The sequence below is a fragment of the uncultured Oceanicoccus sp. genome (assembly GCF_963968385.1).
GTDB lineage: Bacteria > Pseudomonadota > Gammaproteobacteria > Pseudomonadales > Dasaniaceae > Oceanicoccus.
In genome coordinates, this window is sequence record NZ_CAXAHB010000012.1 from 19248 (window position 1) to 31485 (window position 12238).

General features: G+C 48.3%; 11 protein-coding genes. 9 read left to right on the forward strand and 2 right to left on the reverse strand.

Annotated features, from left to right (window positions below; all coding sequences use genetic code 11):
- The first annotated feature begins 1 nt into the window (after position 1).
- The 5 genes from AACP44_RS02515 to AACP44_RS02535 all read left to right on the forward strand — a co-directional run bounded on the left by AACP44_RS02515 (position 2) and on the right by AACP44_RS02535 (position 6084).
- Positions 2-1219 (forward strand): UbiH/UbiF/VisC/COQ6 family ubiquinone biosynthesis hydroxylase, encoded by a 1218-nt coding sequence (locus tag AACP44_RS02515; RefSeq protein ID WP_339338681.1) that lies wholly within the window; start codon positions 2-4, stop codon positions 1217-1219.
- A 279-nt stretch (positions 1220-1498) separates the two neighbouring features.
- Positions 1499-2524 carry an extracellular solute-binding protein gene (locus tag AACP44_RS02520; protein ID WP_339338683.1) on the forward strand — a complete coding sequence of 342 codons (1026 nt, stop codon included), beginning with the start codon at positions 1499-1501 and terminating at the stop codon, positions 2522-2524.
- Between the two features lie 5 nt (positions 2525-2529).
- Positions 2530-4233: an iron ABC transporter permease gene (locus tag AACP44_RS02525; RefSeq protein WP_339338685.1), complete on the forward strand. Its 1704-nt coding sequence runs from the start codon at positions 2530-2532 to the stop codon at positions 4231-4233.
- A gap of 114 nt (positions 4234-4347) precedes the next feature.
- The gene (gcvH, locus tag AACP44_RS02530; RefSeq protein ID WP_339338687.1) at positions 4348-4737 is read left to right on the forward strand and encodes a glycine cleavage system protein GcvH; all 390 of its coding nucleotides are present in this window, start codon (positions 4348-4350) and stop codon (positions 4735-4737) included.
- Positions 4738-4884: 147 nt separating this feature from the next.
- Positions 4885-6084: a class I SAM-dependent rRNA methyltransferase gene (locus AACP44_RS02535; RefSeq protein ID WP_339338698.1), complete on the forward strand. Its 1200-nt coding sequence runs from the start codon at positions 4885-4887 to the stop codon at positions 6082-6084.
- 8 nt (positions 6085-6092) lie between these two features.
- Here AACP44_RS02535 and AACP44_RS02540 read toward each other — a convergent pair whose 3' ends face one another.
- Positions 6093-6746, reverse strand: coding sequence for an HAD family hydrolase (locus AACP44_RS02540; RefSeq protein ID WP_339338689.1), 654 nt, complete (start codon positions 6744-6746; stop codon positions 6093-6095).
- 215 nt (positions 6747-6961) lie between these two features.
- Here AACP44_RS02540 and rppH point away from each other — a divergent pair, with 215 nt between their 5' ends.
- Positions 6962-7465, forward strand: a complete 504-nt coding sequence (gene rppH, locus AACP44_RS02545; protein WP_339338690.1) for an RNA pyrophosphohydrolase — start codon at positions 6962-6964, stop codon at positions 7463-7465.
- A 23-nt stretch (positions 7466-7488) separates the two neighbouring features.
- Positions 7489-9774, forward strand: coding sequence for a phosphoenolpyruvate--protein phosphotransferase (gene ptsP, locus AACP44_RS02550; protein ID WP_339338700.1), 2286 nt, complete (start codon positions 7489-7491; stop codon positions 9772-9774).
- Here ptsP and AACP44_RS02555 read toward each other — a convergent pair.
- Positions 9771-10523, reverse strand: a complete 753-nt coding sequence (locus AACP44_RS02555; RefSeq protein WP_339338692.1) for an NRDE family protein — start codon at positions 10521-10523, stop codon at positions 9771-9773. The genes ptsP and AACP44_RS02555 overlap by 4 nt on opposite strands.
- An 89-nt stretch (positions 10524-10612) precedes the next feature.
- On the opposite strand from AACP44_RS02555, the gene lgt reads away from it, so the two are divergent.
- Together lgt and AACP44_RS02565 are read left to right on the forward strand one after the other, a co-directional pair.
- Complete coding sequence (lgt, locus tag AACP44_RS02560; protein WP_339338702.1) at positions 10613-11464, forward strand: prolipoprotein diacylglyceryl transferase; 852 nt, start codon at positions 10613-10615, stop codon at positions 11462-11464.
- Positions 11465-11485: 21 nt separating this feature from the next.
- The coding region (locus AACP44_RS02565; RefSeq protein WP_339338694.1) for a thymidylate synthase at positions 11486-12238 on the forward strand (753 nt) is incomplete at its 3' end.

The window sequence follows — 12238 nt, forward strand, 5'->3', positions numbered from 1 at the left end:
AATGAATAAGCCAAAACAATTTGATGTGATTATTGTCGGTGCCGGTATTGTCGGTGGCGCCTTGGCCTGTGCATTGGGCGACAGTGATTTAAAGGTTGCCATTATCGAGGCCCAGCCTTGCAAAACCGATTGGCCTGAACAGTCGGATACCATCACGGGTTTCGATATGCGCGTCAGTGCCTTGACCGCCGCCTCAACCAATTTTTTAGCCGATATGGGTGTGTGGCAAGCTATCCAACAACGCCGAATTAGCCCCTATCGGCAGATGCATGTATGGGATGCTGAAGGTACAGGCAATATTCATTTTAATGCCGATGAAATCAACCAGCCGGTGTTGGGGCATATTGTCGAAAATCGCCTTGTCGCTTATGCCTTGCTGCAACAAGTTCGCCAGCATAACGCGATAGAACTGATTGCTCCGGCCAAATTAGACACTATTGAGCAACTAGATGACCAAAAGTATCAATTATCATTAGACGATGGTCAGCAGCTAAGTGCGGATTTATTGGTCGCTGCTGACGGCGCCAACTCCAAAGTGCGCAGCTTGGCTGAAATAAAGGTGCGTGAGTGGGACTATGATCAGCATGCGATTGTTGCCACCGTTAAAACCGAGCGGGCACATCAGCAAACGGCATGGCAGCGATTTTTACCAGAAGGTCCACTGGCCTTTTTGCCTTTGGCCACAGCCGATAAGCAACAGCAATTTTGCTCTATTGTCTGGTCCGCTATACCGTCTTATGCGGAAAATATCATGGCTATGGATGATGCAGAGTTTTCGGCAGCACTGACTTATGCTTTTGAAAACACGTTGGGTGAGGTGATCGATGTCAGTCGTCGTTTTAGTTTCCCTCTGCGTCAGCGCCATGCGGTTGATTATGTCAAAACCGGTATTGCACTGGTCGGTGATGCTGCTCATACCATCCACCCCTTAGCAGGGCAGGGGGTTAATCTTGGATTAATGGATGCACTGGCATTGAGCGAAGAGCTGTTGCGAGCCAAGCAGCGTGGGTTAAATCTTGGCTCACTGCCAGTGCTTGAGCGTTATCAGCGCCGTCGCAAGGCAGCGAATCTTTCAATGATGGCCGGAATGGAGGGGTTTAAGCGTTTATTTGAACAGCCTGCTTTGCCGATTCGCTGGCTGCGTAATATAGGAATGAATTGGCTGGATAAAGCTAGGCCGCTAAAAAATCGGGTGATGCGGCAAGCTATGGGGCTATGATTTAGGGTATGGAATAAATCGCCATATATTGAGGGTAGTAAATTATTATGAGCCCTTTATGACCTGTTCGAACTAAAGCTAGCTGATCTTGGGCGGTGGTCATATAAGGGTTTTAACCTATTTTAATGCCTCTAAAATTAGACAGAGACTCATGTTGTCCTAGTGATGGCTTAACGTCTCCAAAAATTGATATCTCACGTTGCAAATGTGAATGATAATAATTATCATCCTTTCGCTTAACCCGTTGTATCCCGCTATTAATTTCCAGAGGTTTATCTAATGAATTATGGTCTCCGTTGTGGCTTGCTATCCCTAATACTCTTGTTGACAGCCTGTGGTGAACCCCAAAAAGCAGCGCCAGAGTTATTGGTTTATTCCGCTCGCAATGAGCATTTAATCAAGCCCTTATTTGATCGCTTTACCGAGCAGACCGGTGTCGCCGTTCGCTATGTCACTGATAAGGCCGGACCGCTGTTAACCCGTTTGCAGGCTGAAGGTGAAAATTCACCAGCTGATCTATTAATGACCGTGGATGCCGGCAATCTGTGGCAGGCAACAGAACTTGGTCTATTGGCGCCGCTTGAGTCTGAGGTCTTGAATAGCCATGTTCCGGAACATCTGCGAGGCAGAAACAATAGCTGGTTTGCCCTGACTATTCGGGCTCGCACCATGGTATTTAATACCGATAAATTAGCCGCCACCGATCTGTCCACTTATGAAGCTTTAGCTGGGCCTGATTGGAAGGGTCGGCTATGTCTTCGCAGCGCTAAAAAAATCTACAACCAGTCGCTGGTGGCTACCATGATTGCCACTCTGGGTGAAACGCAGACAGAGCAAGTGGTTGCTGGCTGGGTAAACAATTTGGCGCTGGATCCTTTTTCTAATGATACCAAGGTAATGGAGGCGGTAGCTGTTGGCCAATGTGATGTAGGGTTAGTAAACACCTACTACTATGGCCGTTTAAAACAGCAAAAGCCCGAGCTTCCGCTAGCGCTGTTCTGGCCTAACCAGCAGGGTGAAGGCGCTGAGGGTCGCGGGGTTCATATCAATGTTTCCGGTGTTGGCGTTACTCGCGTCAGCAAAAATAAAGCCTTGGCGCAGCAGTTAATTGAATGGCTTACCACCGAGCAGGCTCAGCAAATATTGATGGATTCAAATCAGGAATATCCGGTTAATCCCAAGGTTGAAATAAATGCCGAGTTGCAATCCTGGGGCACTTTTAAGAGCGATCAGATTGATGTCAGTGAAGCAGGTCGCTTGCAAGCCACCGCTGTTAAATTAATGGACCGAGTGGGCTACCGTTAATAGCCATGGTTAACCCGCGGCCTGCCTCATTTTCTTTAAGTCGTCCCGATATGGGAACGACGATGGGAGCGATGATGGGAACGACGGGTAATGACAAGGCTGGCCGCCGATTTAATACCGTCGTCAGGATCGCCGGTATCTTTACCGTGTTGATGGCGCTAGCCCCGCTGGTCGTTATTTTATCGAGCTGGGGCTCTGATCAAACCGAAGTCTGGCAGCATCTAATTGCCACCCAATTGTCGACCTTATTGCGCAATACACTGGTGTTAATTATTGGTGTAGGTATTGGTGTGACTCTGCTGGGGGTCAGTCTGGCTTGGTTAACGGTTATGTGCGAGTTTCCCGGTAGGCGCTGGCTAGATTGGGGCCTAATGTTGCCGATGGCAATGCCAGCCTATGTGTTGGCCTTTGTGGTGTTAGGGATATTCGATTTTGCCGGTCCATTGCAGCAGGGTTTGCACGGTTGGCTGGGCAGCGAATACCGCTATATTGATGTGCGTCACGAGGCGGTTGTGATTGCCGTTCTGGTACTGGTTTTTTATCCCTATGTTTATATGTTGGCGCGCAGTGCATTTTTAGCGCAAAGCACTGATATGATGGAAGCGGCGAGAGTGTTGGGTGCTAATCGATGGCGGGCTTTTATTTCTGTGGCTATACCGATGGCAAGACCGGCGATTATTGCCGGTAGTTCATTGGCCATTATGGAAACCTTGGCGGACTTCGGTACGGTAGCGGTATTTAACTACGACACATTTACCACGGCGATTTATAAATCCTGGTTTGGGCTGTTTAATTTGCAGGCGGCCGCACAATTAGCATCGCTACTTTTATTGTTTGTTGCGCTGGCACTGTTGGCAGAAAAGCACAGCCGAGGCAACCGTAGCTATATCCAATCAGCTCGCAAGCAACATCGTTTTCGCCAGCAGCTATCACCCTTTTACGCCTTGCTCGCCAGTGCTTTCTGTAGTCTGGTGTTATTGATTGCGTTTATTCTTCCGGTATTGCAACTATTGCACTGGGTGCTTGCCGATGGCTTGGGGGCTATTGATAGCCGTTATCTTAACTTGCTGTGGCGCACCTTATTATTGGGCGGCTCAGCTGCCGTACTGACCGTTGCTCTGGCCTTGCTACTAGCCTTTGGCCGCCGTCGCGCCAAGACCCAGTTGCGCGCTTTTTATGATTTGGCGACGTTGGGTTATGCCTTGCCCGGTTCGGTATTGGCAGTTGGAGTGATGCTGTTATTTGTGTTTTTGGATAATCACCTGATGATCTCGGTATTGAATTGGCTCGGCTTGCCGCCAAAGCCTTTGCTGGTAGGCAGTATATTCGCACTATTGGCGGCCTACTGGGTGCGCTTTTTAGCGGTAGCCAATGGCCCAGTTGATTCCAGCTTACAGCGTATTCGCCCCAGCATTCCTGAAGCGGCCCGCGGTCTGGGTGCCAGCAGTTGGTCAGTGCTGTGGCAGATTTATCTGCCGATACTGCGCCCAGGCTTATTAACCGCGATGGTATTGGTGTTTGTGGATGTGATGAAGGAAATGCCGGCCACCTTATTATTGCGCCCTTACAACTGGGATACGCTGGCTGTACGCATCTATGAAATGACATCGGAGGGTGAGTGGCAACGGGCGGCGTTACCGGCTTTAACTTTGATTCTAGTGGGTTTGTTGCCAGTGATTCAGGCGGTACGGCAATCCGCTCGTCGTTAGTTGGTATTTATTTGCCAAGCCCGGTGTCAGTGGCTTGTAATTCCCATCTTCAACGGTAGAATGCATCGCATTAATCCCGCTAGTTTAAGATTTTTTGCATTTAGAGGTTTAACCATGAGCAACACGCCAAGCGAACTAAAATATGCCAGCAGCCATGAGTGGGCCCGTTTGGAAGATGATGGCACGGTAACGGTTGGCATCACCCATCATGCGCAAGAGGCGTTGGGTGATGTAGTTTTTGTTGAAAATCCTGAGCTGGGTGCCAACCTTGCTGCCGGTGATGAGGCCGGTGTGGTTGAGTCGGTGAAAGCGGCTTCCGATATTTATGCACCGGTGGCTGGCGAAGTGATTGCGGTCAATGAAGTGTTGGAAGAAGAGCCAGAAACGGTTAACAGTGACCCTTATCACGACGGTTGGTTCTATAAATTAAAACCATCGGATATTTCTGAGCTGGAAAATTTGCTAAGTGCTGAGGATTATAGCGCTAGCTGTGAAGAGGAATAGTAGGCCTCGAACAACGCATTAAAAAAGCCTCGCTTTTCAGCGGGGCTTTTTTTATCTCACACGATGCTTGTGGCGAAGTAAGCATCTTACATCTGCTTATCGATAGCATGCGCATCCCCGAGCTAGGTTAAAGCTATGACCAACGAAATAAACTCCCCCGCTGTACTTACCTTAAAAGGTCAGGCTGATAGACGTTTGCGTGCCGGTCATTTATGGATATATAGCAATGAGGTGGATGTGGCAGCATCACCTTTGAAAAATTTTCAGCCCGGCGAGCAGGTGCAGGTAAAAAGCGCTAGTGGCAAATCCATGGGAATGGCTTATATCAATCCGCATAGTTTGATTTGCGCGCGTCTCTTTAGTCGGGAAACCAAATACCGCTTAGATAAATCGTTATTCGTGCATCGTTTAAATATGGCCTTAAGTTTACGCGACAGTATTAGCGACCAGCCTTATTATCGCTTGGTCTATGGTGATAGTGATTTTTTGCCGGGCTTGGTGGTAGATCGTTTTGGCGATGTGCTAGTGGTACAAATCGCCACAGTCGGCATGGAGCTAGTCAAGCAAGCGTTGGTTGAAGCTTTAATACAAGTGTTAAAGCCTCGCGGTATTTTATTAAAAAACAATTCCCGGATACGCAAAGCTGAAGCCTTGCCGGACTATGTTGAAGTCGCTTATGGCGAAGTACCCCAGTATGTTCCCGCGATTGAAAACGGGGTGCATTTTAATATCCCAGTATTGGATGGCCAAAAAACCGGTTGGTTTTATGACCACCGTGCCAGCCGAGCTAGGCTGGCCAATTATGTAAAAGGCAAAAGCGTGCTGGATGTTTTTAGTTATATCGGTGGCTGGGGTGTCCAGGCGGCGGCGTTTGGTGCTGAATCTGTCACTTGTATTGATGCATCAGAATTCGCGCTTGATCAGGTCGAAGCCAATGCTGAATTAAATCATGTGCGCGAAAAGGTCGGCACTCTACAAGGCGCCGCTTTTGAAGCGATGAAAATGTTAATTGATGAAGGTGAACGTTTCGATATCGTCATTATCGACCCACCGGCCTTTATTCCCAGACGCAAAGATATAAAAAGTGGTGAGCAAGCGTATCGTCGGGCCAACGAGCTAGCGATTCGTTTAATAAAAAAGGGCGGAATATTGGTGTCCGGTTCCTGTTCGATGCATTTGGGCCGCGATCGTTTAACTGATATTTTAAGAGCCTCGGCGCGCCATCTTGATCGCGATCTTCAAATTTTGGAGCAAGGTGGGCAGAGCTTTGATCACCCGATACATCCGGCGATACCGGAGACAGATTATTTGAAGACAGTATTTGCCAGAGTGCTAACAGCGAGTTAGCACGGTGATTATCGTAAGCTAATCTGTGGCCAGTGATTGTCTTGAGCGTGTTGGCTTAGTCTTTCATCAGCATCCACTGCCACCGGATAATCGACAAGCTCCAGCAGCGGTAAGTCATTACAAGAGTCACTGTAAAAATAACTGCCTGCCAGTGATCGCCCCGTTGCCGCCAGCCATTGCTTTAACCGCTCGACTTTGCCGGCTTGAAAGCACGGCGTACCCGCCACCTTGCCGGTGTATGCGCCATCGATAAACTCAGGGTTGGTTGCCAAAATATCATCAACGCCCAGCGCTTTGGCAATCGGGCCGGTCACAAAAAGATTGGTAGCCGTAATAATCAGCAAAAAATCGCCCTGATCGCGATGCTTTTTTAGCAACTTGTCAGCTTTGGGTAAGCGCATGGTGCTAATACATTGCTGCATAAACTGCTGATGCCATGCATCCAGTTGCTGTTTTGAGTGCTCGGCCAACGGCTTTAGGGCAAACGCCAAAAATTCATCGATATCCAGACTGCCGTTTTGGTATTGCGCAAAAAAGTAATCATTGGCTTGCTGATAAGTCTCGCTGTCAACAATACCTTGATCCACTAGAAACTGGCCCCAGGCATGGTCGCTATCACCGGCTAAAAGCGTGTTATCGAGGTCAAAAATCGCTAATGTCACTAAAAAACTCCAAAAAGAAGACAAAGTCACCAAGCTTTAATATAGCTGTCATGGCCGCCTAGCATACTGATGCCATCACCATTTTGCATCTATCAGTTCTATAAAATCATGATTTATGGAACAATGGTTGCTTTAATTATATGGCCTTACAGCCCTGACCGCCGTCCAACATCACAACCGGCGGGCCAGTTTCTGTAAGTGTTTAGGAGTAGTCATTGATCGATTCAGAGGGTTTTCGTGCCAATGTTGGCATTATGATAGCCAACGCCAAAGGCGAATTATTATGGGCCAGACGAGTAGGACAAGATGCTTGGCAGTTTCCGCAAGGGGGCATTCAGGAGGGCGAGAGTGCAGAGCAGGCGTTGTTTCGTGAGCTCAAAGAAGAGGTTGGCCTAACCGAAAAAGATGTAGAAGTGGTGGCCTGTACCCGGGGGTGGTTGCGTTATCGTTTGCCGCAGCGGTTATTGCGTCGGGATACCAAGCCTCTGTGCATTGGCCAAAAGCAAAAATGGTTTCTATTGCGAATGTTGGCTGGTGACGCCGAGATTCGTTTTGATAGCGATGAACAACCAGAGTTCGATAGTTGGCAGTGGGTCAGCTATTGGTACCCATTAGGTCAAGTGATTCCTTTTAAGCGTGAAGTTTATCGCCGTGCCTTAAAAGAGTTGACCTCCAAACATAGTGCTATGGTTGATGCTGCGACAACACAGGATCAATAAGAGTTAATTAGATGCAAAAAAACATGCTCGATTCACTGCGCAGTATTGTTCAGGAAGTCAATACTGCCGACCACTTGCAATCGGTACTCGATATTACCGTAGCGCGAGTTCAGGATGCGATGGGCACAGAAGTGTGCTCAGTCTATCTGCGTGAATCGACGTCAGCGCGCTATGTGTTTAGTGCCACCGAAGGGCTGAATAAAGAATTTGTCGGTAAAATCTCCATGGCACCCAACGAGGGTTTGGTTGGTCAAGTAGCCGCAAGAGGGGAGCCGCTTAATCTTGATAACGCCGAAGCGCATCCTAAATTTTTATTTATGCCGGGGATTGGTGAAGAGCGTTTTAAATCGTTTCTGGGCGTGCCGATTATTCATCAGCGAAAAGTGTTGGGGGTGTTGGTTATTCAGCAACAAACCCGCCGACGTTTTGATGAAGATGATGAAGCTTTTCTAGTTACCATTTCTGCACAGCTAGCCGGTGTGATTGCGCACGCACAGGCTACCGGTATGTTGGTTGCTCTGGATGATCAGGGCGAGCGTCAGGGTAGTGCCAAATTTCGCGGTGTGGCCGGAGCGCCCGGTATCGCAATCGGTCACGCTGTTGTGGTGGCGCCCACTGCAGATCTTAATTCAGTGCCGATGCGTCGCAGCAAAGATATTCAGGACGAGTTGGACTTCTTCCATGAGTGTTTAGAGGCCGTGCGCGAAGATATTAACGCCTTGGGCCGAAAGTTGGAAAGTCGTCTGGCCAAAGAAGAGCGGGCTCTATTCGATGTTTATTTAAGTATGCTGGCCGATGATGCGCTGCCGGCTGAAGTTGATGAGCTAATTGTTCAGGGTGAATGGGCTCAGGGCGCACTAACTCAGGTTATTCTCAAGCACGTTCGCACCTTTGAAATGATGGAAGATGCCTATCTTAAAGAGCGGGCTACCGATGTAAAAGATTTAGGGCGTCGGGTGTTGGCTTATTTACAGGCAGCCAATACTGAAACGATAGAATATCCGGAGCGAACCGTATTAATTGGCGAAGAACTCACTGCCTCGATGTTAGGCGAAGTGCCGCCGGAAAATTTAGTCGGCTTGGTGTCGGTAAAAGGTTCCAGCAACTCTCATGTAGCTATTCTTGCTCGGTCAATGGGCATACCAACCGTGATAGGCGTCATGAACTTACCCTTCACCCAAATCGAAGGCAGTGAAATTATTCTTGATGGCTACAATGGCCATGTGTATTTCAACCCTTCGGAAGAATTACAGCAGCGCTTTCAAACTATCTATGAAGAAGAGCTGCAGTTTTCTAAAGAATTGGAAGCGCTAAAAGATGAGCCCTGTGTCACCCCGGATAATTTCCGTTTGCCGCTTTGGGTAAACACCGGTCTGCAAGCTGATATCGCCCGCTCACTAGATCGTGGTGCTGAAGGGGTTGGTCTATTTCGTACCGAGGTGTCATTTTTATTGCGCGAGCGTTTTCCCAGTGAAGAAGAGCAGCGAAAAATTTATCGTGAACAGTTAGCAGCGTTTGCACCCATGCCCGTTACTATGCGTACGCTGGACATCGGCGGCGATAAGTCCTTGCCGTATTTCCCTATTCAGGAAGACAATTCTTTTTTGGGCTGGCGTGGTATTCGAGTGACACTGGATCATCCGGAAATTTTTCTGGTGCAGGTGCGGGCCATGATGAAGGCTAATGCCGGCTTGGGTAATTTGCGCATGATGTTGCCGATGATTAGCAGCGTACCAGAGTTGGAAGAGGCGTTGGCATTAATTCATCGAGCGTATGATGAATTAGTGGAAGAGTTAGGCGTTGAGTTAGAAGTGCCTTCAATTGGTGTCATGGTGGAAGTGCCTGCTGCGGTTTATCAGGCGAGACAGCTTGCCAAACGTGTTGATTTTCTGTCGGTTGGCTCCAATGATTTAACGCAATATTTATTGGCAGTAGATCGCAATAATGCACGAGTAGCTGATATCTATCAGGCCTTTCATCCCGCCGTATTGCAAGCATTGCAGCAAGTGGTCAATGATGGTCATGCAGAAGCTTGTAAAGTGAGCATCTGTGGTGAGTTTGCCGGCGAGCCTGGTGCGGCGGTATTGCTAATGGCGATGGGTTACGACGTATTGTCAATGAATGCTGCGACGCTGCCAAAAGTAAAATCAGTGATTCGCAGTATCAGCATGAAAAAAGCGAAAGCCATGTTGGCTCATGTTATGACGATGGAGTCCGCTGCTGATGTACGTGAATATATTGATCAATCGATTGAAGAGTCCACTTCTCAGCGGTTGGTTAAAGCAATGATGGCTGAATCTATCCTTTAGAAACGGTGTAACATAATGTCGCCAGTTGCGCCGGCATGATCAAAACTTTGTTCTAGCCATATCGCCCCTCCCTTACGATCAACGCACAATACGGTTGAGCTGCGGGTGCCGTAATTTTCTGTTCGAATAAAACGGCTGGAAAGCCTTCTTTCCAGTTCAATATCAATACCGGTATTAGGTAGTTCGGTATCAACTGCTTGTTGCTGGTCGAATAATAGCGTTAAGATTTTCTCTGGATTGATGGTATCGCTGATTAGATTTTCTAACGCCGCTTTGCCGGCATCGACTTTCGGCCAATGGCTATTTAACAAACTGTTGCTTAAGCCATAAATGCCGGGTGTCAGTGGCTTAATCTCACCCTGACGGTTGCAGTAGTAATACAATGCCTCAGCGGTGCCGGCCAATAAATTAAAACCTTGGTATCGATGTTTTTGTTGATCAATGCGGTCGAGATAGCTTGCCGTGGTTTCGCTGCTGAGCAAGAACTGGCTGCATAGCTGGCCGCGGCTAATAGCTTCTGTCGGTGCTGGCCGGTTTTCCCTATAGTTAGTCACTGCCGCAAACCTGCCTTGTCTATTGATGCCCATCCAAGTGCCGCCCGCGGTTAAATCTTTGCCGGCAAAAATCGCCGGCACTTCCGGCCAAAAATGGGCAGCCTGCGTTGGGCGCTGATAAAACTCATCCCGATTAGCGGCAACGATTAACGGAAAATCGGGGTGATATTGATAGGCGAATAGAATTAAGCACATTAGCGCAGTTTATCATGAGCTTGCTGTTGGGTGTCGGCTTGGCTTGCGGCATAATAGACGCCTGTCGAATCAGCGGTTTATCAAAAATTATGCTCACCCATCCCAATTTCGATCCAGTCGCGGTTTCACTAGGGCCAATCTCTGTGCACTGGTATGGGTTGATGTATTTGTTGGCTTTTGCTTCCGCTTGGCTTTTAGCTCGCCGCCGCGCCGGCTTTGATCACACCCCAATTGATCGCAAAGATATTGATGATCTGATTTTTTACGGCGCCTTGGGTGTGGTGCTAGGTGGACGCTTTGGTTATGTGCTGTTTTATAACTTCGATAAATTTTTAGCTGATCCCCTGTGGTTGTTTAAAGTCTGGGAGGGCGGTATGTCCTTTCACGGCGGGTTTTTAGGGGTAATGATAGCGATGATGCTTTATGGTCGACGACTAAACCTACGCGCCGGCCAGATTCTCGATTTTGTGGTGCCGATTGTGCCGTTGGGGCTGGGTTTTGGTCGTATCGGTAATTTTATTGGTCAGGAATTATGGGGGCGGCAAGCAGATCCGGCGACAGTGCCCTGGGCAATGATTTTTCCCGCCGACCCCAGCGGATTGACACGACATCCGTCGCAGTTATATCAGGCCGGCCTAGAAGGCTTATTATTATTTTTAATCGTCTACAGTTTTTCCCGCCGGGCTCGACCAGAATGGTCGGTATCGGGGGTGTTTATGGTCGGCTATGGCTGCTTCCGCTTTATCGTCGAGTTTTTCCGTCAACCTGATGGGCATATTGGTTTTGATGCTTTTGGTTGGTTAACCCGCGGACAACTATTATCACTGCCAATGATGGTCGCAGGCTTGCTGCTGATCGTTTATGCTTACCGCCGCGGATCAGACCAGCCGGCAATAACAGCGAAAACAAAAAAATCTAAAAAAAATAAACGTAACAAATAGCGCAATGAGGCTTGGCTTTACATGAAACAGTATCTCGAATTAATTCAGGATGTTATCGATAACGGTACCGATAAGAGTGATAGAACTGGCGTAGGGACCCGTTCGGTATTTGGTCGCCAGCTGCGCTTTGATTTAAGTGCAGGTTTCCCGCTGGTAACGACTAAAAAAATCCACCTTAAAAGTATTATTTATGAATTGATTTGGTTTTTGAATGGCAGCACTGATAATAACTGGCTGAAAGAGCGCGGTGTCTCTATCTGGGATGAGTGGGCTTTACCCGACGGTGATCTTGGTCCTATTTACGGCAAGCAATGGCGCAGCTGGGAATGTCCCGACGGCTCGACCATTGATCAAATTAGCGATTTAATTCGCATGATAAAAACCAAGCCTGATTCGCGCCGTTTAATTGTCAGCGGTTGGAACCCAGCTGATTTGCCTGATGAATCGATTGGCCCGCAGGAAAATGCCGAACAAGGCCGCGCGGCCTTACCACCTTGCCACACGTTATTTCAGTTCTATGTGTTAGACGGCAAGCTATCCTGCCAGCTTTATCAGCGCAGCGCGGATTTGTTTTTAGGCGTGCCCTTCAATATCGCCAGTTATGCGCTACTAACCCATATGGTAGCGCAACAATGTGAATTGGAAGTCGGTGATTTTGTGCATACCTTTGGCGATTGTCACTTATACAGTAATCACTTAACCGATGAGATTGCTTTTGAGCAGTTAAAGCGCGAGCCGCGCGCGTTGCCGAAGTTGGTGATTAAGCGTAAGCCA